Annotated in this window: 22 protein-coding genes; 15 read left to right on the forward strand and 7 right to left on the reverse strand. The window is 72.2% G+C overall.

Features of this window, described 5'->3' with window-relative positions; translation table 11 throughout:
* Positions 1–13: 13 nt before the first annotated feature.
* The 3 genes from FBY22_RS24875 (at position 14) to FBY22_RS24885 (ending at position 2,575) form a co-directional block, all read left to right on the forward strand.
* Positions 14–1,567, forward strand: a complete 1,554-nt coding sequence (locus FBY22_RS24875; protein WP_174267259.1) for an acetolactate synthase large subunit — start codon at positions 14–16, stop codon at positions 1,565–1,567.
* Positions 1,568–1,647: 80 nt separating this feature from the next.
* Positions 1,648–2,109: a hypothetical protein gene (locus FBY22_RS24880; RefSeq protein WP_313905459.1), complete on the forward strand. Its 462-nt coding sequence runs from the start codon at positions 1,648–1,650 to the stop codon at positions 2,107–2,109.
* Between the two features lie 190 nt (positions 2,110–2,299).
* Positions 2,300–2,575, forward strand: coding sequence for a hypothetical protein (locus tag FBY22_RS24885; RefSeq protein WP_142152502.1), 276 nt, complete (start codon positions 2,300–2,302; stop codon positions 2,573–2,575).
* On the opposite strand, the gene FBY22_RS24890 is transcribed toward FBY22_RS24885, so the two are convergent.
* The 3 genes from FBY22_RS24890 to FBY22_RS24900 are packed head-to-tail and all read right to left on the reverse strand — an operon-like array spanning position 2,568 to position 4,632.
* Positions 2,568–3,041, reverse strand: a complete 474-nt coding sequence (locus FBY22_RS24890) for a DsrE/DsrF/DrsH-like family protein (protein ID WP_142149489.1) — start codon at positions 3,039–3,041, stop codon at positions 2,568–2,570. The genes FBY22_RS24885 and FBY22_RS24890 overlap by 8 nt on opposite strands.
* Before the next feature lie 14 nt (positions 3,042–3,055).
* Positions 3,056–3,373 carry a TusE/DsrC/DsvC family sulfur relay protein gene (locus tag FBY22_RS24895; protein ID WP_142149491.1) on the reverse strand — a complete coding sequence of 106 codons (318 nt, stop codon included), beginning with the start codon at positions 3,371–3,373 and terminating at the stop codon, positions 3,056–3,058.
* A gap of 17 nt (positions 3,374–3,390) precedes the next feature.
* A complete protein-coding gene (locus tag FBY22_RS24900; RefSeq protein ID WP_142149493.1) occupies positions 3,391–4,632 on the reverse strand; it encodes an NAD(P)/FAD-dependent oxidoreductase in 1,242 nt (413 codons plus the stop codon).
* A gap of 247 nt (positions 4,633–4,879) precedes the next feature.
* Between FBY22_RS24900 and FBY22_RS24905 the strand changes: the two genes are divergently transcribed.
* From FBY22_RS24905 to FBY22_RS44470, 3 genes are all read left to right on the forward strand, one after another.
* Positions 4,880–5,329: an OsmC family protein gene (locus FBY22_RS24905; protein WP_142149495.1), complete on the forward strand. Its 450-nt coding sequence runs from the start codon at positions 4,880–4,882 to the stop codon at positions 5,327–5,329.
* Between the two features lie 62 nt (positions 5,330–5,391).
* Positions 5,392–5,799, forward strand: coding sequence for a nitroreductase family deazaflavin-dependent oxidoreductase (locus tag FBY22_RS24910; RefSeq protein ID WP_142152503.1), 408 nt, complete (start codon positions 5,392–5,394; stop codon positions 5,797–5,799).
* Positions 5,796–6,167: a hypothetical protein gene (locus FBY22_RS44470; protein ID WP_186363027.1), complete on the forward strand. Its 372-nt coding sequence runs from the start codon at positions 5,796–5,798 to the stop codon at positions 6,165–6,167. Before FBY22_RS24910 ends, FBY22_RS44470 begins: the two co-directional genes overlap by 4 nt.
* A gap of 604 nt (positions 6,168–6,771) precedes the next feature.
* On the opposite strand, the gene FBY22_RS24920 is transcribed toward FBY22_RS44470, so the two are convergent.
* Positions 6,772–7,557: an SAM-dependent methyltransferase gene (locus FBY22_RS24920; RefSeq protein ID WP_260845111.1), complete on the reverse strand. Its 786-nt coding sequence runs from the start codon at positions 7,555–7,557 to the stop codon at positions 6,772–6,774.
* Between the two features lie 93 nt (positions 7,558–7,650).
* Here FBY22_RS24920 and FBY22_RS24925 point away from each other — a divergent pair, with 93 nt between their 5' ends.
* A complete protein-coding gene (locus FBY22_RS24925) occupies positions 7,651–9,063 on the forward strand; it encodes a PP2C family protein-serine/threonine phosphatase (protein WP_142149499.1) in 1,413 nt (470 codons plus the stop codon).
* Between the two features lie 12 nt (positions 9,064–9,075).
* On the opposite strand, the gene FBY22_RS24930 is transcribed toward FBY22_RS24925, so the two are convergent.
* Complete coding sequence (locus tag FBY22_RS24930; protein WP_142149501.1) at positions 9,076–9,516, reverse strand: ATP-binding protein; 441 nt, start codon at positions 9,514–9,516, stop codon at positions 9,076–9,078.
* 264 nt (positions 9,517–9,780) lie between these two features.
* Here FBY22_RS24930 and FBY22_RS24935 point away from each other — a divergent pair, with 264 nt between their 5' ends.
* The 7 genes from FBY22_RS24935 to FBY22_RS24965 all read left to right on the forward strand — a co-directional run bounded on the left by FBY22_RS24935 (position 9,781) and on the right by FBY22_RS24965 (position 17,584).
* Positions 9,781–10,653 carry a helix-turn-helix transcriptional regulator gene (locus tag FBY22_RS24935; protein WP_142149503.1) on the forward strand — a complete coding sequence of 291 codons (873 nt, stop codon included), beginning with the start codon at positions 9,781–9,783 and terminating at the stop codon, positions 10,651–10,653.
* Positions 10,653–10,904 carry a DUF397 domain-containing protein gene (locus FBY22_RS24940; protein WP_058926992.1) on the forward strand — a complete coding sequence of 84 codons (252 nt, stop codon included), beginning with the start codon at positions 10,653–10,655 and terminating at the stop codon, positions 10,902–10,904. The genes FBY22_RS24935 and FBY22_RS24940 overlap by 1 nt, the downstream gene beginning before the upstream one ends.
* An 84-nt stretch (positions 10,905–10,988) precedes the next feature.
* Positions 10,989–11,795, forward strand: coding sequence for an SAM-dependent methyltransferase (locus FBY22_RS24945; RefSeq protein ID WP_142149505.1), 807 nt, complete (start codon positions 10,989–10,991; stop codon positions 11,793–11,795).
* Positions 11,796–12,009: 214 nt separating this feature from the next.
* Positions 12,010–13,224, forward strand: coding sequence for a globin domain-containing protein (locus FBY22_RS24950; RefSeq protein ID WP_142149507.1), 1,215 nt, complete (start codon positions 12,010–12,012; stop codon positions 13,222–13,224).
* Positions 13,225–13,352: 128 nt separating this feature from the next.
* Positions 13,353–14,924, forward strand: a complete 1,572-nt coding sequence (locus FBY22_RS24955) for an oleate hydratase (protein ID WP_142149509.1) — start codon at positions 13,353–13,355, stop codon at positions 14,922–14,924.
* Positions 14,925–15,043: 119 nt separating this feature from the next.
* A complete protein-coding gene (locus tag FBY22_RS24960; RefSeq protein ID WP_260845112.1) occupies positions 15,044–16,804 on the forward strand; it encodes a serine/threonine-protein kinase in 1,761 nt (586 codons plus the stop codon).
* Between the two features lie 105 nt (positions 16,805–16,909).
* A complete protein-coding gene (locus FBY22_RS24965) occupies positions 16,910–17,584 on the forward strand; it encodes a response regulator transcription factor (protein ID WP_142149511.1) in 675 nt (224 codons plus the stop codon).
* 74 nt (positions 17,585–17,658) lie between these two features.
* Here the strand turns inward: FBY22_RS24965 and FBY22_RS24970 are convergent, their stop codons facing one another.
* A complete protein-coding gene (locus tag FBY22_RS24970; protein WP_142149513.1) occupies positions 17,659–18,720 on the reverse strand; it encodes a glycoside hydrolase family 5 protein in 1,062 nt (353 codons plus the stop codon).
* Positions 18,721–18,917: 197 nt separating this feature from the next.
* Here FBY22_RS24970 and FBY22_RS24975 point away from each other — a divergent pair, with 197 nt between their 5' ends.
* Entirely contained in the window at positions 18,918–19,964 is a 1,047-nt protein-coding gene (locus FBY22_RS24975) for a LacI family DNA-binding transcriptional regulator (protein ID WP_260845113.1), read from the forward strand.
* Between the two features lie 178 nt (positions 19,965–20,142).
* Here the strand turns inward: FBY22_RS24975 and FBY22_RS24980 are convergent, their stop codons facing one another.
* Entirely contained in the window at positions 20,143–21,804 is a 1,662-nt protein-coding gene (locus tag FBY22_RS24980; RefSeq protein WP_260845114.1) for a cellulase family glycosylhydrolase, read from the reverse strand.
* Positions 21,805–21,847 lie beyond the last annotated feature (43 nt).

The raw sequence follows: 21,847 nt of genomic DNA on the forward strand, positions 1-21,847 counted from the left end.
AGGCCGAATCACCGTGAACGGTGCCCATGCCGTGGCCCGCACCCTCCTGGAGTGCGGCGTCGAGATCTGCTTCGCCAACCCCGGCACCTCCGAACTGCACTTCGTGGCCGCCCTGGACGACGAGGCCGCCCTGCGGGCCGTGCCCTGTCTGTTCGAGGGGGTGGCCACCGGCGCAGCCGATGGCTGGGGCCGGATGACGGGCCGGCCGGCGGCCACCCTGCTGCACCTCGGGCCCGGCCTGGGCAACGGCCTGGCCAACCTGCACAACGCCCGCCGCGCGCACACCCCGCTGGTCAACCTGGTCGGCGACCACGCCGGCTTCCACAAGAAGTACGACGCCCCGCTGGAGTCGGACGTCGACGCCCTGGCCGGGACGGTGTCCGGCTGGGTGCGCCGCTGCGAGGACGCCGCCACGGCCGCGGGCGACGTGGCCGAGGCGGTGGCCGCAGCCGGCGGCGCACCCGGGCAGGTGGCCACGGTGATCCTGCCCGCCGACGTCTCCTGGTCGGACGGCGCCCGGCCCGCGCCGCCCGTGGCCGTCCGGCCGCCCGCCACCGTGCCCGAGCGGACCGTCGCGGAGGTCGCGCAGGCGCTGGGCAGCGGTGAGCCGGCCGCGATCCTCCTCGGGGGTCCCGCCACTCGCGAACCGGCGCTGCGGGCAGCGGCCCGGATTGCCGCCGCCACCGGCGCCCGGCTGCTGTGCGAGACGTTCCCGGCGCGCCTGGAGCGTGGCGCGGGTCTGCCGGCCGTGGAGCGGCTCGGCTATCTCGCGGAGGGAGCGATGGCGCAGCTCCGCGACGTGCGGCACCTGGTGCTGGCCGGTGCCCGTGAGCCGGTGTCGTTCTTCGCCCATCCCGGTCTGCCTGGTCTGCTGGCGGCCGAAGACTGCCGTATCCACACGCTGGCGACGGCCGCCGACGACGCGGCGGCGGCCCTCGGCCGACTGTCCGACATCGTGGCCGCGGGCGCGGTGCCGGTGCTCCAGGCCGCCGAGCGGCCCGCGGAGCCGTCCGGTGCGCTGACCGCCGAGAGCGCGGCGGCCGCCGTCGGCGCTCTGCTGCCGGAGGGCGCGATCGTGGTCGACGAGGCCAACACCTCCGGACTCTGGCTGCCCGGCGCCACCGCGGGCGCGCCCCGGCACGACTGGCTGACCCTCACCGGCGGCGCCATCGGCCAGGGCCTGCCGCTCGCCGCGGGCGCAGCGCTCGCCTGCCCGGACCGGCCGGTGCTGTGCCTGGAGGCCGACGGCAGCGCGATGTACACGGTCTCCGCGCTGTGGACGCATGCCCGTGAGGGCCTGGACATCACCACGGTGATCTTCTCCAACAGCGCGTACGCGATTCTGAAGATGGAGTCGCAGCGGCTCGGCACGAGCGCGGACGGGCCTGCCCGCCGTGATCTGCTCGACCTGTCCCGTCCCCGCCTGGACTTCGTCGCCCTGGCCCGGGGCATGGGCGTGCCCGCCACCCGGGCGACGACCGCCGAGGACTTCACCGCCCAGTTGCGTACGGCTCTCGCCGAGCCCGGTCCGCACCTCATCGAGGCGGACGTCCCCCCGCTGTTCTGAGCCACGGGTCACGGGATCACCGGGGAGGTCAACTCCCTTGCGGGCAGGCGGCGTTGACACTCGGACCGATCCGCGAAACGGTGATTGTCCCGTCGGCCCGCCCGGAGGTCCGCCATGGCTCCGCCGCCAGCATCCTCGTCCGACACCGGTCTCGTGGCACGCCTGCGGGACCTCGCCCCCTTCGTCCGCACGCGCTCGGCCTGGCGCGGGGTGCGCTGGCGGAGTTCACCGAGCGGATCCACCGCCGGGGCATCACGTACACCTTCCACACGCGGCAGCACGAGGCCGGCGTGACACATCTGCAGGCCGCCGAGGCGGCGATGAAGATCTCCTGCGCCGAGCTGCTGACGCGGGACTTCGTCGCCCGTGTCGAGGCGGGCGGGCCGTACCCGCAGCGGGACCGGGCCAGGATCCGGGCGCAGACGGGCTACGTGGCACGGTTGGGCAAGGAGGCCAAGGACCTGATCGCCTCCGCCGACGGGGCGTCGTCCCTGCATCGGAGGTGCCGATCCAGCGGGCGGTGCGCGATGTGCAGGCCCTGAACCTGCACTCGTTCGTCAATCCGGCGACCAATCCGGAGCTGTACGGCCGGGTGCTGTCGGGGCTGGACGCGGGCACCCCGTTCCTGTGAGGTCCAGGGGGCGGTGTCCGGGAACAATCCGGTCGTCGCGGGCGCTCACCTGGATACCACCGCAGGTACGAATGTGAGCGAGAAGGAAGGGCGTGAGTCCGATGACGGGCACGGGAGGAGAGCGGTTCCGCGAGATCGCCGACTCTGATCTGGTCACCGGTTGCGGCCGCCGTATCGCGGTGAAGTGTCTGCGTCTGACAACGGCGGAGCGGCCCATCACCCGGATCGCGCTGGACGTGGGCCGGGACGGGGGCGGCGTGCCGGGCGCGTGGGCCGCACTGACCGCGGACGAGGCACGCGGCCTGGCCCAACTGCTGCTGGCCCAGGCCGCCATGGCGGAGCGCGGCACCGACGGGCCGCGCGGAGCGGTCAGGTGAAGATGATCTGGCCGCCGGCGGCGTGCTCGTAGAACTCGCCGACGGTGATGATGCCCTGGACCTGCTCGACCAGGTCGTCCTTGTCGAGTTCGAAGAGGTCGACGGACGCCTTGCAGGCGTAGATGCCCGCGCCGGTGTCGGCGATCATCTCGATGAACTCGGGGATCGGCGGGATGTCGAGCTTGTCCATCTTGCGTTCCATGTAGCGGGTGACCAGGTCGGGTACGCCGGGCATGCCGCCGAGCAGGGTCGGCAGGTGCAGGCCGGGGTTGCCGACGGTGGCCAGCTTGATGTGCTCCCAGCGCTTCTTCGTGATCGCGTCCAGCCCGAAGAACGTGAAGAACAGATCGGCCTCGATGCCCTCGGCGCGGGCGCCGTTGGCCATGATCAGGGCCGGGTAGATCCCCTCCAGGGACCCCTTGGAGACAATGATCGAGACCTTCTCGATCGTGGCGGTGTCGGCCATGACCGGCATCCTCCTCAGATGCAGCCGCGGGGCTTGGGGATACCGGCGATCTTCGCGGCGGTCTTCGCCGGTCCCTTGGGGAAGAGCTGGTAGAGCTCCTTGACGCTCACGCCGGAGGTCTTGCCCAGCACCCGCACGGTGGGCCCGGTGCCCTTGGCGGCGTACTGCTCGCGCATGAAGCGGATGACCGTCCAGTGCCGGTCGGTCAGGGTGTCGATGCCGAGTTCCTTGGCGATCTGCTCGCCCATGGGCTCGGTCCACCGCTCGGGCTCGGTGAAGAAGCCCTCGTCGTCGACCGGCACGAGGGTGCCGTCATAGGTGGCGGTGGGCATGACTGTCTCCTTCTCGTTCAGGCAGGAAGGTGGATCTTGCCGCGCTCGGGCATCGCCGAGCCGATGCCGGGCAGCTCCCGGCCGGGCAGCAGGCTGTGCCAGTACAGCCACTCGAAGGCGAGCTTGCCGAGATGGGCGGCGTGCGACTCCTTCATCAGCGGCAGGCCCACCGGGCCGGGGAAGTGGCCGGGCAGTGGCTCGGTGTCGTAGTTGAAGTCGATCAGCAGGGCCCTGTGGAAGCCGGTCTCCACGAAGCAGTTGGCGTGCCCGTCGAAGGAGCCGTCCAGGGGCTGGCCGGCGAGGAAGCGGCCGATGTTGCGCACCAGCACCTCGCCCTCGAAATGGGCCACCGAACCGGCCTTGGAGGCCGACAGCCCGGCCGCGTCACCGATGGCGAACACCTCGGGCCGGTCGGGAAGTTGCAGGGTGTGCGGGTCGACCGGCACGAAGCCCAGCTCGTCGCCCAGGCCGGGCGAGCGCTCGACGTACTCGGCACCGCCGTGCAGCGGCACGACGACGGCCAGGTCGAAGGGCACCTCCCGTTCGTCGTACGACACCAGCCGGCCGCCCTTGCCGTCGACCTCGCCGAGCGTGAACTCGGTGACCAGCTCGATGCCCTTGCGCTCCAGCAGTCCGCTGAGCGCCTTGGCCGCGACCGGCTTGGTGAACGCCCCGTCCAGCGGGGTGGCGTACGTCAGCTCGACGCGGTCCCTGATGCCGCGGCGCTGGAAGTACCAGTCGGCGAGGAAGGCGAACTCCAGGGGTGCGACCGGGCACTTGACCGGCATGTCCGCCACGTCGACGACGACACGGCCGCCCTCGAAGCGCTCCAGCGCGTGGTGCAGGCCGACGGCGCCCGGCAGGTCGTAGAAGGTGAGGACGTTCTCGCCCCAGCCGGGGCCGGTCAGCCCCTCGGTCTCCTCCGGGAGCAGCCGGGCGCCGGTGGCGACCACGAGGACGTCGTAGGCGATCCAGCCGCCGACCGCGAAGTACACCGTCCGCGCGTCGAGATCGACCCGGTCGATGCGGGCCCGCCGGTAGTCGACGCCGTCGTGCAGCTGGTGCGGCCGGGAGCGGACCAGGGCGTGCGGCTGGGCGAGCCCGAACGGCACGAACAGCAGTCCCGGCTGGTAGACGTGGCTGTCGTCCTGGTCGACGACCGTGATCCGCAGTTCACTCTCGTCGTACGCGCGGCGCAGCCGGTTGGCGGTCATGGTGCCCGCGGTGCCGCTTCCGAGAATCACGATGTGTTTACCCATGTCTCCACGGTCGTGCGGGAGATCGGGCCGGGGCAGGGGCCGATGGTCCCCCCACGGGTACCCACCGGGGTATACGTTGCGGCTCTTGCGACCGGGGCGCTCGACGGCGGACGGGACGCGTGACCGCGCCTCGGCCGCTCCGCCAGGGCCGAACGGCCCCCTCGGCACCCGGTCGGCCCGCTGTCCGCGCCGCGTCCGCGCGTTGCACTGAATGAGGACAGCGGGCACGGCACCGAGGAGGCAGGTCATGGCAGGAATCGCGCCGGAGACGTCCACGACAGTTCCCGTGCGGGACTTCGGGCACGTCATCGACGTCACCCATGTCGACGGGGACGCCTACGCCGTCGACGTCCGCGACCACCGCCTCCTGGTCGACCAGCCGCTGGACGCGGGCGGGACCGACACCGCGCCGACCCCGACCGAACTGTTCGCCGCTTCCCTGGCCACCTGCGTCGCCTTCTACGCGGGGCGCTTCCTGCACCGGCACGGACTGGCGCAGACCGGGCTGCGGGTGCGGGCCGAGTTCACGATGGCGCCCGACCGGCCGGCCCGGGTCGACGCCGTACGCATCGTCGTGTCCCCGCCGCCGGGGCTGCCCCCGGAACGGCTGCCCGCGCTGTCGGCCGTCGTCTCGCACTGCACCGTCCACAACACCCTGCGGCAGCCGCCCGAGATCGCCATCAAGGTGGTGCCGTGAGCGCGTCCGCCGAGTACCGGCCGGTGGCGCCGGGCCCCGCGCCGCGAGGAGGTGAGCCTGCCGTGCCCTTTCCCCGGCTGCTGAGCCGCCGGCTGCGCGGCAGCGTCAACAGGACGACCCTGCACCTCGCCGGTCACCTCGCCTTCGCCGACCTCGAACACGTCGGCCGCCGCACCGGCACCGTGCGCCACACACCGCTGCGCGCGTTCCGTACGGGGGACACGGTCGTGGTCGGCATCAACTTCGGTCGTGAATCGGACTGGTTGCGCAACATCCGCGCATCCGGCGGTGGCCGGATGCGGCTGGGCGGCCAGTGGCTGACGCTCGGCGCTCCGCGGATCGTGCCCGTCAAGAAGGGCGTACGGGACATGCCGTGGCTGTTCGGCGCCGCGCTGCGCTACGTGGTGCGGACGAAGGAGTGCGTGGAACTGCCCGTGGTCGGCGAGGAGGGATCGGAACCACCGCCATGATCACCGTCGCCGCCCTGCTCCAACTCCTCATCCTCGCGGGGGCCTTGTACGACACGGCCCGCCTGCTGGGACACTCCGCGGCTCCCCCCGGTGCCGCGCGCTCCCGACGCCGCCGCGCGGCACTGGAGACCACCGAGCGACGGCTCGTCGAGCGACGGCTGCGCGGCCGGATCGACGCGGTCGCCTACCGAGAGGCGATGCACGCGCTCGCGGAGGGGCGTCGGGCGAGGGTGCGGTGGCGGGCGCCGGTGTGGCGGCATCCGCACGCCGGGGCCGGACGCACGCCGGTGGGGCGGCACCCGCTGGCGGAAGGGCGGCGAGCACCGGCACGGAGGCATCCGCGCACTGAAGGCCGCGACGGACACTGATCCGGCGATGCCCGCACGCCGAGGCCGGACACACGCCGGTCCGGCGACGCCCGCTCGCGCAGGGGGCGCGGCCGGAGGCGGACCGGGCCCGCCTTGTCCTGCTGCCCATGACTGAGACCGGCGTGCGGCCTGCGCAGCAGGGCGGGAACGGCGGCGCGCGCGAGGTTGGCCACGCCCATGACGTCCAATGGGATGCGACAGCCGGTTGGCGCGGGGGCCGCGACCGGCACCGCGCACCCTGCCTCGACCCGCCTTCGCGCGCCGCAGCCTACGGGAATGCAGGCCGCGCCTCGTAACCTGCCGTGACACCGCCCGCGGTGGCCCCCACCGCGTGTCAAGGGACCGACCGGCCCCGGCTCCGGGTCGCTCGCCTCTCCTGCATCCGTGGTCGCAGACATGATCATTGGAGTAGGCGCGGACGCCGGACCCGGTACTGCAAGGGGCTCCCCCGTCCCCTCGGTGAAGGCGTCCGTGCCAGGGGGACGGCCGCTCGCCGGACCTCGGTAGCGAGTGGGTCGTCCACCGGGTCCCTGGCCGGGCGGTCCGTTCCCCGTCGGGGCTCACCCGGCGGCGGGGACCGTGCGTCTCCCCCGGGCGCGCCCCGTCAAGCGTTCTTGCGGCCGACTCCCGCGTACACCCAGTACTCGCAGGGGTTGTCCGGGACCTGGTCCCGCGGATCCGGCCGCCACAGCGGGACGTGGACGAGGCCGGGTTCGGCCAGGTCGAAGCCGTCGAAGAAGCCGAGGATCTCGTCGTGGGAGCGGGTGGCGACCTGCGAGGTGGCCCGGGAGTTGTACAGCTGCGTCACCGCGGCGGCCGTTCGCGGGCGGTCCTGGTTCGTGGCGTGGGACAGGGCCAGCCAGCCGCCCTCGGGCAGCGCGTCCCGGTAGGCGGCGACGATGCCGGCCGGGTCCTCCTCGGGCGTGACGAAGTGCAGGATCGCGACCATCAGCACCGCGACCGGCTGGTCGAAGTCGATCAGCTTGCGCAGCTGGGGCGCGGACAGGACGTCGGCCGGGCGGCGTATGTCGGCGTCGACGATGTCGGCGTCCGGGTTGTCCGCCAGCAGTGAGGTGCTGTGGGCGATGGCCACGGGGTCCTTGTCGACGTAGACCACGCGGGCCCCGGGGCTGGCCGCCTGGGCCACCTCGTGCACGTTGCCCTGGGTCGGGATGCCCGAGCCGAGGTCGATGAACTGCCGCACCCCTTCTCCGACGAGGTGGCGCACGGCCCGGCCGAGGAAGGCGCGGTTGGCCCGGGCGAGCATGCGCACCTGGGGATCGATGGCCGTGACGGCCGCGACCGCCTCCCGGTCGATGGCGAAATTGTGCTCTCCGCCCAGCATCGCGTCGTACATGCGCGCGACACTGGCCCTGTCGGAATCGGTCACCGGTGGTCCTGCACTGTCGGACACCACAACATCCTCTCGGATCAGGGCTCTTGACGTCCCATCATATAGTTGCTGTCGACGCGCGGTGATCCGTTGTCACAGCCGCGCGGCCGGCCCCCCACCCGGAAAGGCACGACCCTGCGGAACGAACCGCGCAGCTCCGCCGACGACACCCCCGCCGTCCTGCCGTCGCCCCGCCGGTCGGCCTTCTCTCCTGCGGCGGACGCCATCGGCTCCGAACTCGACCTGCGCTTGACGGGCAGTCATGTCGTACACGCCCTGACACCCGGGTTCTGCGACGCCGCGTCCGTGTACCTGCTGGAGCGCTGGCGGCGCGAGGAGAGCGCGTACGCCGTCGCCGACCCGCCCCAGCGGGAGGCCCGTCGGCTGGCGGTGCGCGTGGGCACGGACGCGCCCGAGACCTGGGAGGGCGTGCTGCCGGTCGGCGAGGTGATCGTCTTCCCGCGCGGGACGCCGTACGCCCGTGCCCTCACCGACGGGCATGCGCAACTGCTGGACACCGTCGACGCGCACACGTCCGAGCGGCTGAAGGCCTCGGCGGACGGCGACGAGCGCATCCACCGGCTGCTGCAGGTGGGGTCCTTCCTGGTGGTGCCGCTGCGGTTGCGCAGCGACGCGATCGGTTTCGTGGCCTGCACCCGCGGCCCGGAGCGCGGGCCGTTCACCACCGCGGACGTGGCGGCCGTGGAGTCGCTGGCCGCCCGAGCCGCCGTAGCGCTCGACAACGCGCGCCGCTACGAGCGCGAGCGCCGCACCGCCCTGGCCATCCGCAACAGTCTGCTGCCCGGCGCGGTCCAGGAGGTCGAGGGCTGCCGCATCGCCCACGGCTCGCTGCCGGCCGGGCAGGGCACGGTCATCGGCGGCGACTGGTCCGACGTGCTGCGGCGGCCGGGCGAGCGGGTCAGTCTGATCGTCGGGGACGCGATGGGGCACGGCCCGGAGTCCGCGGTCGCGATGATCCAGCTGCGCACCGCGGTCCGCACTCTGGCGGGCCTGGACATCCCCGCCGCGGAACTCATACGACGCCTGGACGCCCTCGCCAGCGAAACCCCGGGCGCCTCCTTCGCGACCTGCATCTACGCCGAGTGGGACGCGCGTCTGCGCACCTGCACCCTGGTGGGCGCCGGGCACCCTCCCCCACTGCTGCGCGGCGCGGACGGCCGGACCGCGCCGGTGCAACTCGTCGGCGCCGGCCTGCCCCTCGGGCTGGGCGCCGGCAGTTACGAGCCGACCGTGCTGGAGGTGGCGCAGCCCAGCGTGCTGGTCCTCTACAGCGACGGCCTGGTGGAATCCCGCGAGGACGACATCGACCACGGGATCGCACGGCTGGCCGGTGCCGTGGACGAGGCCGCGCTCGCGCCGCCGGGCGCCGTCGACGACGTACTGTCCGCCGTGTGCCGGCAGTTGCTGCACGCCCCCACCGGCCCGGGCGGCGGCGACGACCGCACTCTGCTGCTCGCCGAGCTGACGCCCGCGAAGGACTGACACCGCGCGCCTTCAGGCCGTCAGGTTCGCCCACACGGCGTTGCCGCCGGTGAGTCTGGAGCGGTCCACCCCCCAGGCGTCGGCGAGCTGTTCGACCAGGAGCAGCCCGCGTCCGCCCTCGTCCTCGGGGCCCGCCTCGCGGAGCGGCAGTTCGCTGCCCGAGTAGTCGTGGTCGTGCACCTCCAGGCGCAGGCACACGTCGCTGACGAAGCCGATGCCGCACAGGATCCGCGCGCTGAGCGTGTGGCGCACGGCGTTGGTGGCCAGTTCGGACAGCAGCAGCACCGCGTCCTCGCTCAGCGCGGCCGGCAGCCGCCAGGCGGTGAGGCGGGCGCCGATGGAGCGGCGGGCCACTCTCACGCTGGAGCGGTGGGCGGGCAGCTCGAGCCAGTGCGTACGGTCGGGGTTCGCCACGTCTAACAGCTGCGGTGACGATGTCAGGTGGGGGGACACGGTGTTGGCCTTCCGTGGGGCGGGCGGCAGCCAGGCGCGGGGGACGCCTCGAACGTCGGAGCACGTCAACTCGGCTTGAGGTGGGCAGGGTTGACGGACCGCGCTCGCGTTCGGCGGCACGGTTCACACAAGTAACTATGATCGCACCCAAGTTCAACCTGCAACAGACCTGCTGATAATTTCAGCGGGCCGGTATCGGTCTGGTGAGGTTCATCAAGTCACTGTCAGACTCGGACGGGTGACAGACCCTCAGGAGGTAAGGGCGTGAGCGAAGGCCGTCAGGGCACGGGTGGCAACAGTGCCCCCACCGTGCTGCGCATGATCCTCGGCCGTCGGCTGCAGGAGCGTCGGCAGGGTGCGGGCGTCTCACTGGAGGCGGCCGCCAAGGCGCTGCGCGTCACGCCCCTCACCATCCGCCGCCTGGAGAAGGCGGAGGTGGGGCTGCGCCCCCTGTACGTGGAGCTGCTGCTGCAGGCGTACGGGGCCGACCGGCAGGAGATCGACGAGTTCGTCGTCCTCGCCGAGCGGGCCAACGAGCCCGGTTGGTGGCACACCTACCGCGATGTGCTGCCCAGTTGGTTCAGCGCCTACGTGAGCCTGGAGACGGGTGCCAGGACGCTGCGCACCTACGAGCCGCACTACGTCACCGGACTGCTGCAGACGCCCGCGTACGCGCGCGGGGTGCTCGGCGGCGGCTTCCCGAACGACAGCGACGAGGACCTCGACCGGCGTGTGGACCTGCGGCTGCGCCGGCAGAGCCTGCTGGAGAGAGCCGACGCGCCCACGCTGTGGGTGGTGATGGAGGAGGCCGTGCTGCACCGGGTGGTGGGCGGCCCAGAGGTGATGCGGGAGCAGATCGAGCGGTTACTGGAGGTCTCGGAGCTGGCGCACGTCAGCGTCGACGTCGTGCCGTTCACCGCGGGCGCCCATGTCGGGGCGTGCGCGCCGTTCACCTACTTCCGCTTCGAGGCCCCGGAGCTGCCGGACATCGTCTACACCGAGGTCCTCTCGGGCGCGATGTACCTGGACCAGCGCTCCGACGTCGTGGCGCATCTCGAGGCGCACAACCGCATGTCCCTGCTGACCTCGGACTCCGACAGCAGGGCACTCCTGAACCGCATGCGCAAGGAGTACTAATGAGCTTCATCGACTGTCACGTGTACAACGGCATGCCCGCGTCGGACCTCGGCGAGCAGGGCTGGGAGTCGCCCTGGAGCGGCCCCAACGGCGGACAGTGCGTGCAGACGAAGCAGCTGGCCGACGGCCGCGTGGCCCTGCGCCAGTCGACCGACCCGGCCGGGCCCGCCCTCATCTACACCCCGGAGGAGATCGCCGCGTTCGTCGCCGGCGTCAAGCGGGGCCTGGCCGACCATCTGGCCACCGGCTGACCGAGAACCCCAGCGGGAAGGACCCGTGCCGGCCCTGGCCGCGACCTGCCCGACACCCCCACGATCACCACCGAAAGGGACAGGATGACCAACTCCCACGCCGCGCGGGACATCGACACCAGCAGGCCGCACTCCGCCCGGATGTACGACTACTACCTCGGCGGCAAGGACCACTTCGAGATCGACGAGCGGGCCGGTGAGCAGGTCGCCGGTGTCTTCCCGGCGATCTACGTGTGTGCCCGCGAGAACCGGGCGTTCATGCACCGTGCCACCCGGGTCCTCGCCCGGGAGCACGGCATCCGGCAGTGGCTGGACATCGGCACCGGTATCCCGACCGAGCCCAACCTGCACCAGGTCGCCCAGTCGGTGGTCCCCGACGCCCGGGTGGTGTACGCGGACAACGACCCGCTGGTCCTCAAGTACGCCGAACGCCTCATGCGCAGCACGAGCGAGGGCCGTACCACCTACATCCACGCCGACTTCACCGAGCCCGACACCATCCTGAACGCGCCCGAGCTGGCCGAGGCGCTGGACCTGACGCAGCCGGTGGCGCTGTCCCTCAACGCGCTGCTGCACTTCATCCCGGACGCGTGGGGCCCGTACGACATCGTGGCCCGGCTGATGGACGCCCTGCCGTCGGGCAGCGCGCTGGCCATCAGTCACTGCACGCCGGACTTCGACCCGGAGACCTGGCGGAAGCTGGTGGACATCTACATCAGCTCCGGCACGCAGGTGCAGGTGCGGTCCAAGGACGAGTTCGCCCGCTTCTTCGAGGGGTTCGAGCTGCTGGAGCCCGGTGTCAGCGTGGGCCACCGCTGGCGCCCGGACGGCGCGAGCGACGCGACGGACGCCGAGGTCAGCCTGTGGACGGCCGTGGGGATCAAGCCGTAGGGCCGCACGGGAGAGGGTGGAGGGGCCGGTCGGCTCCGGAACCGGGCGGCCCCTGGGGGCCGGTGGTCCCCGGTCCCGGGGCCGATCGGCCCCTCTTGGCCTCCACGCCCCGAAACGGCCCGGAAACCCCGGTGGGTGCCTGCTACACCTGAGGCCGCCGCCCGCAGACGGGGCGGCGCTCTTCCTGCCAACCGTTCCCGTCCGGGAGGTCCCCATGCTGTCCGCAGAGTCCGCCGCCGTGGTCCGTGCCACGCTGCCCGCCGTGGCGGGAGCACTCGACGAGATCACGACGCGCTTCTACGGCGCGATGTTCCACGACCGCCCGGAACTGCTCGACGGGATGTTCAACCGCGGCAACCAGGCCAGCGGCGCCCAGCGCCGGGCGCTCGCCGGTTCGATCGCCGGGTTCGCCACCATGCTCCTCGACCACCCCGACGTCCGGCCCGACACCCTGCTGGACCGCATCGCCCACAAGCACGCGGCGGTCGGGGTCACCGACGACCAGTACACGATCGTGCACAAGTACCTCTTCGGCGCGATAGCCGAGGTGCTCGGCGACGCGGTCACCCCCGAGGTGGCGGCCGCCTGGGACGAGGTGTACTGGCTGATGGCCGGCGCGCTGATCGGCCAGGAGGCGCGGCTGTACCAGGAGGCGGGCGTCCAGCCGGGCCGGATCTGGCGGCGGTGGACGGTCGTCGAGCGCCGTACCGAGACGCCGGACGCGGTGTCCTTCCTGTTGCGTCCCGCCGACGGCGAGGCGGCGCCGCGGGCGCGCGCGGGCCAGTACGTCAGCGTGCGGGTGCGCATGCCCGACGGGGTGCACCAGCTGCGCCAGTACAGCCTGTCCTCGGCTCCCGGCGGCGACCTGCGGCGCATCACCGTCCGGCGGGTCGAGGGCGAGGGCGGCGCGCCGGACGGCGAGGTCTCCAACCTGCTGCACGCCGAGGTGCGGGAGGGCGACGAACTGACGCTGTCGGCACCGTTCGGCGACGTGTTCCTCGACGACCCGGCCGACGCCACCACCCCCGTCGTGCTGGTCTCGGCGGGCATCGGCGGCACCCCGATGACGGGCATCCTGGCCCACCTCGCGGCCCTCGGCTCCACCCGCCCGGTCACCGTCCTGCACGCCGACCGCTCCCCCGCCGAGCACGCGCTGCGCGCCGAGACGCGCGAGCTGGCCGGCCGACTGCCGGGCGCCCGCGTGGAGTTCTGGTACGAGCGGCCCGGCGCGGAGGAACCCACCGCCCGCACCGGTCTGATGGACCTCACCGGCATCGAACTGCCCGCCGACGCCACGGTGTTCCTGTGCGGCCCGCTGCCCTTCATGCGCGCCGTCCGCACCCAGCTGCTGGGCGCGGGCATCCCGGCCCGCCACATCCGCTACGAGGTCTTCGGCCCCGACCTGTGGCTGCCCGGCGAGACGGACTGAACGGGCCTCGCCCGTACGGGCCGTCCGGTCCCCCCGGGTGCCGGACGGCCCACTGACTGCCCTGGTCCGCCAGGGAAGAGTGAGGTTCGCGGTCGCGGAACGGCCGTGGGGAGACGAGGAGTCGGGCGATGGCGAAGGCATACCTGGTGGGCGGTGGGATCGCGGCGCTGGCCGCGGCCGCCTTCCTGATCCGCGACGGCGGGTTCGAGGGGGCGGACATCCACCTCTTCGAGGAACAGCGGCGGCTCGGCGGCAGCCTCGACGCCGGCGGCTCGCCGGACGCCGGCTACAGCATGCGCGGCGGGCGGATGTTCGAGGCGGAGTTCCGCTGCACCTACGACCTGCTGTCCGGCATCCCCACCCTCGACGACCCGTCGGTGTCGGTGACGCAGGAGATCCTTTCCGGGCACGAGGAGTTCGCCTGGGACGACGTCGCGCGGCTGGTCGACGGCGAGGGCCTGATCGTCGACACGTCCACGATGGGCTTCTCCGAGCGCGACCGGCTGGAGCTGGTGCGCTGCCTGGCGACCGCCGAGAGCCATCTGGACGGCAAGCGGATCACGGACTGCTTCGGCGAGCACTTCTTCACCACCAACTTCTGGTTCATGTGGTGCACCACGTTCGCCTTCCAGCCCTGGCACAGCGCCATCGAGTTCCGCCGCTACCTGCGCCGCTTCATCCACCTCTTCCCCGAGTTCTCGTCCATGTCGGGGATCCACCGCACCCGTTACAACCAGTACGACTCGATCGTGCGGCCGCTTGCGGCCTGGTTGCGCGAGCGCGGTGTCGTCGTGCACGCCGGCGCCCGGGTCACCGACCTGGCGTTCACGCCCGGGCGGCACAGCGGGACAGTCGAGACGCTCTACGTCACCGAGGGCGGCGTCGACCAGAAGATCGCCGTGACGCCCGAGGACCTCGTGTTCGTCACCAACGGCTCCATGACCGACGCCTCCTCCCTCGGCACCCACACCTCGGCCCCGCCGCCGGCACCGGGCCGCTCGGGCTCCTGGCTGCTGTGGCACCGACTGGCCCGGGGGCGCGAGGAGTTCGGCAATCCGGCGGCCTTCGACAAGCACGTCAAGGAGTCGCGCTGGGAGTCGTTCACGGTCACCGCGAAGGATCCCGCCTTCCTCGACGCGCTCGCCGAGTTCGACGGGCGCGAGACCGGCCGGGGCGGCCTGATGACCTTCACCGACTCCAACTGGCTGCTGACCGTCGTCGCCAACCGCCAGCCCGTCTACCCCGACCAGCCCGAGGGCGTCTCGGTGTGGTGGGGCTACGGTCTCTTCCCGGGCCGCGCGGGCAACCAGACGCTCAAGCCGATGACCATGTGCTCCGGCCGGGAGATCCTGGAGGAGGTCCTGCACCACCTGCGCATCGACGGGGAGCTCGCGGAGCGTGTCCTGGCCACCTCCACGGTCGTGCCGTGCGTGATGCCGTACATCACCAGCCAGTTCCTGGTCCGGCGTCGCGAGGACCGGCCCCACGTGGTGCCGGAGGGATCGGTGAACCTCGCCTTCATCGGGCAGTTCGCCGAGGTGCCGGACGACGTCGTCTTCACCGTCGAGTACTCGGTGCGCACCGCCTGGACGGCCGTGTCCCGGCTGCTGCGCCTGGACCGGCAGCCGCCGGGAGTCTACAAGGGCCACCACGACCCGCATGTGCTGGCCGCCGCGCTGGAGACCATGCACCGCCGGTGACTCACCGCCGGACGGGCCGAATACTGATCGAAACCGCTGTCGACGCGCCGCTGCTGCGTTAGCCTCGTCTTCCCCTCTTGGGCGAACTGGCATACGACGAACATCACTTCGGGGGACCCGTGTCAGAACACCGCTCGGTGCCGTCGGGCGCGGCACCGGACGAGGCCGCGGCGCTGCGGCAGACCGGCGCCGCGCCCCTGCACTCGGGAGATCCGCGCCGCATCGGCCCCTACGTGCCGCTGGCGCTGCTCGGCAGCGGCGGCATGGGGCGGGTGTATCTCGGCCGTCCCGCGGGCGGCGGGTCGGGCCTGGTCGCGGTGAAGGTGATCAGGCCCGAGTACGCGGACGACGCGGGTTTCCGGCGCCGGTTCGAACGCGAGGCGTCGGTGCACGACCTGGTCCGCACCACCCGTACGCCCCGGCTGTGCGGCACGGGCTTCGAGGACCGACTGCTGTGGATGGCCACCGAGTACCTGCCGGGACTCGATCTGGCGGACGCCGTGCGCGAGGACGGCGCCCTGGCGAGCGCCGCGGTGTGGCGGCTGGTGGCCGAGCTGGGGCGGGCCCTGGCGGACCTGGCCGCCGCCGGGATCGTGCACCGCGACCTGAAGCCGTCGAACGTCCTGCTGTCCGTCCACGGCGCCCACGTCATCGACTTCGGCCTGTCGAAGGCCGTCGACGCGAGCGCGCTGACCGGCACCGGCAACCGGGTGGGGACCCCGGCCTACATGTCGCCGGAGCATCTGCGCACGGGCACCTGCGAACCGTCCTCGGACGTGTTCTCGCTGGGCGCGACGCTGGTCTACGCGGCGACCGGGCATGCGCCGTTCGGCGACGGCACGGGCGTCGACGTGATGCACCGGGTGGCCTTCGAGGAACCCAACGGGGAGCTGCTGGGTGAGGTCGCGGCGGCGGACGCCGACCTCGCCGCCCTGCTGTCCGCCTGTCTGTCGAAGGAGCCCGAGGGCCGGCCGGCCCCGCAGGAGCTCGTCGACGCGGCCTCGGCCCGCGCCGGGGCGGCCGACTGGCCCGAGCCGCTGGCCGGCCGGGTGCTGGCCCGGCAGCGGGCGTACGAGGTCCTCGACGGCCTCCCCGGTGACGAAACGACGCGCCTGCGCTCCTGCGACGCCCCGCCGGTGCCGGCTCCCGCTCCGGCCGGGCACGCGGCGCCGTCCGCCGGGGGCGAGGCCGAAGCCCCCGAGAGTCCGGCGGACCCGCCCGAGCGCTTACGCGCCGACGAGCCCCGCACCACCGGCCGCAGGAAGCCGCTGCTGGTCGTCGCCGCCGGTGTCGTGCTCTGCGCGACGGCCGCGGGCATTCTCGCCCTGGACAGCCCGCTCCCGCCCGGCCCGGGCACCTCCCCCGGCTCCCGTACGAGCAGCGGCGGCACCCTCTCGGACGGCGCCAGGCCGTCGGCGTCGGGTTCCGCGGCGTACACGTCCGCCTCCGGCAAGAGCGTCGACGGCGGGGCGCGGACCGCCGAATCCTCCTCCGCGTCCGCCGCCTCCGGCTCGGCCCGGCCCGGGCGGCAGGGCGCCTCCGCCTCCCCGTCGGCCCCGGGGCCGAGCGCGAGCGACGATCCGACCGGGACGGCGCCGGCGACCGGCACGCCCGAGGGCCCCGCGACCCCGCCCTGGATCTCCGACTGCACCTATTACGCCGGCAGCGGCCGCACCCGTGAGGGCGACAGCGGCAAACGTGTTCTGCAGGTGCAGTGCATGCTCACCAAACGCGGCTACGACGTGGGCGGTTCGGGCGTGGACGGCGAGTTCGGCCCGGGCACGACGGCCGCCGTGGAGAGTTTCCAGAGCGCCAAGGGGCTCGATGCCGACGGCGTCGTGGGCCACGACACGTGGACCGCGCTGCGCGAAACCGACTGAGCGCGTGACCGATACCACAATCGAGACGATGCCGTTTCGATAGCAACGGGACTACGCTGATTCCTCACGTGAACGAAACGGTTTCGTTCAGGGGAGAAGCCCGCCATGACCTCCGTACTCGTCGTCCACGACCAGTCCCTGCAGCGCCTCGGCCTCCGTATGCTCCTCGCGGCCGAACCCGACCTGACCGTCACCGGCGAAGCTGCGAACGCCTCCGACGCCGCCGACCGGTGCGAGGAACTCCGTCCCGACGTGGTCGTCATGGGCAACGGCGCGTCCGACGCGGACGGCATCCAGGCCATCCGCCGCATCACCCGCCCCGTCGCGCCGGGCGAGCGCCGCCCGCGCGTCCTGGTGCTGACGCCGACCAGCAGCGAGGCGTACGCCTCCGCCGCACTGCGCGCCGGGGCAGGCGGCTTCCTCGCCCAGCACGCCACTCCGCAGGAACTGACCGCCGCGGTCCGCGTCGTGGCCGCCGGGGACGCCGTCATCACGCCCGCCCTGACGCGCGCCCTGATCGAGACCGTCCGCCTGGAGCAGCCGGCCCCCCGTACCGCCCGCCGGGCCGGACTGGCCACGCTCACCGATCGTGAGCGCGACATCCTCACCGCCGTGGCCTCCGGCTGGTCGAACGCCGAGATCGGCGAGCGGCTGTCCATCGCCCCGACCACCGTGAAGTCCCACGTCAGCCATATCCTCGCGAAGATCGGCGCGCGGGCCCGGGTACAGGCCGTGATCTTCGCCTACGAGACGGGCCTGGTCCGTCCGGCCGCCGCCTGACTCGCGCTACACCCCGAAAAAAAGGCCTCGCCGCAACGGCCGGGCGCAGTTCGACCGTTGCGGCGAGGAGTCGGTCAGCCCTGGACGGGCCGGCCGCGGCCCCAGGCCCAGGCCAGCCGGTCGGCGCCGGACTGGTTGGTGGTGGCCAGCCACGGGCGGGAGGGGTCACCGACCAGCTTCTGCATCGAGTAGATGTCGTCGGTGCGCAGTCCGGGCCAGTACACCGAACCCATGCCGAGCTCGCGGGCGGTGTCGGTCTCGGCCTGGATGAAGTTGACGTAGTTGTCGTCGGGCGCGGGCTTGTCGTAGTCGAGGCCCGTCGTCATCGGGGCGCCGAACTCGTCGATGACCGTGCGGTTCGCGCAGTCGCCGATGCGCTCCTTGAGGTCGGACACCCACTGGTCGTAGGTCGCGTACGACTTCCAGAAGCCGTAGTGGTGCAGCGAGAGGTAGGTGCCCTTCAGACGCGGGTCGGCGCAGACCGAGGTGACGTGGTCGTTGTAGCCGGCGCCGCTGACGAAGACGCGGTCGCGCGGGACGGACGGGTAGGTCGCCAGCCACTTGGCGGCGATGTCGGCCCACTGGGCGTCCGTGTAGCCGTGCGGTTCGTTCATCGGCTCGAAGTAGACGCGCGAGTTGTGCTGGTACGTCTTCACGACGGTGTCCCACATGGGCCAGAAGGTGGCCTCGTCGTCGATGTAGCCGTCCCGCTTGTCGCCGGTGCCCTCCCAGTAGGACACGATGACCTTGAAGCCGTGGGCCGAGGCCGCGTCGATGACCGCGCGGTAGGACTTCCAGTACGCGCCGTTGACCGTGTACGGGTTGATGGGCAGCCGGACCGTGTTGGCGCCCAGGTTCGCGCGGAACGCGCTGATGATCCGGCTCGCCTTCGCGTACGTCTGCGCGTAGCCGTCGGAGGTCGACAGGCCCGACAGCTGGAGGTAGTCGTCGGCGAAATTGTCGCGCGGGTCGGCCCAGTTGACGCCCCGGAACTGGCTCGTGCCGGTCGGAGCGGCGGCGGTGGCGGAGGCGGGGCTGCCGGCCAGTGTCGCGCCGCTGACCGCGGCGATCGCCACCGCCGCACAGGTGGCGCGCAATCGGGAGCTGAGGCGGTTCTTGGCGGGGGTCTTGCGCATCGACGTGCCCTTTCAGGAGGTGGCGGCTCGGCGCTCCGCGATGTTTACGTAAACATCTGCTGCCGTCGTGGGGGATGTTTACGTAAACTCGGCGGCGCCGGAATCGTGGCATCCGCCCCGGCGGCAGTCAAGGTGTCTCATGCGTAACATCCGGTGGGCCCCGCAACGGGTGCGGGGCCGGGTCGAAGGAGGCTCCAGTGGTGGAGCGGGGTGGTTCCGGTGTGCCCGGCGGGCGCCGCAAGCAGCGGGTGTCGATGGCCGACGTGGCCAAGCTCGCGGGTGTCTCCTCGCAGACGGTCTCGCGGGTCTCCAACGGCCATCCCGGCGTGATCGCCTCCACCCGCGAGCAGGTGCTGGCGGCGATGAGGGAGCTGGGCTACCGGCCCAACAGCGCGGCGCGCGCCCTGCGTTACGGCCAGTTCAACACCATCGGCGTGATCCTGTTCAGCCTGTCCTCGACCGGCAACAGCCGCACCGTGGAGGCCATCGCCACGCATGCGGCGGCCGAGGGCTACGCGATCACGCTGATCCCGATCGACGTGCCGACCCAGGACAACGTCCTGGGCGCCTTCACCCGCATGGGTGAACTGGCCGTCGACGCGGTCGTCGTCATCATGGAGGTCCACCTCCTGGACACCGGGACGGTCCAACTGCCGCCCGGCGTCCACGTCGTGGTCGTCGACTCCGACGCCGGTGACCGCTACTGCGTCGTCGACACCGACCAGGCCGACGGCGCCCGCCGGGCCGTACGCCATCTGCTCGACCTGGGCCACGAGACGGTCTGGCACGTCACCGGCCCCGAGAGCTCCTACGCCGGACAACGCCGAACTCAGGCCTGGCGTACGGCGCTTGAGGAAGCGGGGCGCCCGGTGCCGCCTCCGCTGCACGGCGACTGGTCGGCCGAGTCCGGCTACACGGCCGGCCACACCCTTGCCGGACACCCCGACTGCACCGCCGTCTTCGCGGCCAACGACCAGATGGCACTGGGCGTGCTGCGCGCCTTCCACGAACGCGGGGTCGCCGTCCCGGAGGACGTCAGCGTGGTCGGCTTCGACGACATCCCCGACGCCGCGTACTTCGTGCCGCCACTGACCACGGTCCACCAGGACTTCGCGGAGGTGGGCCGACGGTGCGTGGAGAAGGCCCTGCAGCAGATCCGCGGGGACGACGGGGTACGCGCGGGCACGGACCTGGTGCCGACGTCGCTGGTGGTGAGGGGCAGCACGGGGGCGCCGCGGAGGTGACAGGGCGCCGCTGGGATGCTCCCCCATCGACCGACGGACGGTTCGCGACCCAGCCCGGCAAGGGCTGTTTCCGGGCGCGGTAGGTGCGGGCCAGGGTCGGGCGGGCCTGTTCTGCGCCGTCTTCGGTGATGCGGTGGAAGCGGCGGCGGGGGCGGGCGCGCCCCCGCCGATCGGTGGCTCAACCGGTCGTGCAGGTGCTGCCGTTCAGGGTGAACGCGGTCGGGGCGGTGTTGGTGGAGCTCTTGCTCGCGATGAAGCCGACGGTGACCGAGCCGCCGGCGGCGATGGTGGTGGTGTAGGACGCCGGGGTGACGGTCACCGCGCCGCCGGACTGCGCGGCCGTACCGCCCCACATGTTGGAGACGGTCTGGCCGTCGGCGAAGGTGAAGCCGAGTTTCCAGCCGTTGATGGCGGCGGCGCCGGGATTGCCTATCTTGATCTCGCCCTGGAAGCCTCCGGGCCACTCCCCCACGACGCGGTAACCCACCGAGCAGGCGGTGGTCGGGGCCTTGTCGGTGGTGACGTTCACGGTGGCCGAGCGGGTCGAGCGGTTGCCGGCCGCGTCATGGGCGTAGACGGCGAAGGTGTACGCCGTCGCGGCGGTCAGCCCCGACACGGTGGCGGTGTTGGTGGTGGCGGTGGCGGCCCTGGTTTCGTCGGAGCCCGTGACGCGGACGACGTCGTAGCCGGTGACCCCGACGTCGTCGGTGGCGGCGGGCCAGGTGAGGGTGACGGACGTGGCCGTCACGGTCGAGGCGGTGGGCGTGCCGGGGGCCGTCGGCGCCTGGGTGTCGCCGGACCCGCCGCCGAAGACGGTGGCCTCCTTGGCGGTCTGGGCGATGCCGTTGGCGCCGTTGAAGGCGCGCTGTCCCCATGAACTGAGCTGCTTGGGGTCGAAGTTGACCGCCAGGTCCAGGATCGGGTCGGTGTTGCCGCTCCACGACCAGGCCAGGTAGCCCAGCTTCAGCTGCTGGGCGGTGGCCATCATGGTGTCCTCGTCGGGGTCGCCGTACTGGTCGGCGGGGCCGCCGAACTCGCCGATGAGGATGGGCAGTTTGGCGTCGACGTAGGCGTTGAGGTAGTCGGTGATCTCCTGCGCGGTGTCGTACACGCTGTACATGTGGATGGAGAAGATGAGGTTGCCGGTGGTGTCGGCGTCGTAGACCGACCTGGCGTTGGCGCGCATCACGCCCTGCCAGTCCTGACCCCAGTTGGGGGCGTCGACCATGATCGTGTGCTGGAGTCCGGCGGCGCGCAGCTTCTTGACGGCGGCGATGGTGGGGGCGGTCCAGCCGTCGGGGTTGGTGTTCCCCCAGGGCTCGTTGCCGATGTTGATGATGATGTACTTCTCCTGGCCGGCCAGGACGTCCTTCAGGCCGATCCAGTAGTCGGCCGCCTGGTCGAGCGTGCCGGCCGCGCTGTCCTCGCCGTAGCCGGTGGTGTCGTGCACCTCCAGGACGCAGATGAGCCGGTTGGCCTTGCACTGGGCGACGACGTCGGCGACGTCCGAGGCGCTGTTGGCGGCCCAGCGGTGACCGTCGGCCAGGACGACCCGGACGGAGTTGGCGCCGAGGGCCTTGATGTCGGCGAGCGACTGCTTGGTCTTGCCCGGGTACCAGGTGTGGGCGGCGTTGACGCCCCGCATGACGAAGTCGTTGCCGTTGCCCTCGATCAGCCGGCCGTTGCTGATGTGCAGGCCGGCGGCCTGTACGGCGGGCGACTGGGCGTGGGCGACGGCGGGGAAGAGCGCGCCGACGAGGACGAGTCCGAGGAGGCTCGCCAGCAGGGCCACCAGGCCCGTCAAGGGGTGCTGTTGTGTCGTGCTTCTTGTTCTTCTCACTGCGGCTCCATGGGGGTGAGCGCCGGGAGATCCAGGCGTGGAA

The organism is Streptomyces sp. SLBN-31, from assembly GCF_006715395.1.
GTDB lineage: Bacteria > Actinomycetota > Actinomycetes > Streptomycetales > Streptomycetaceae > Streptomyces.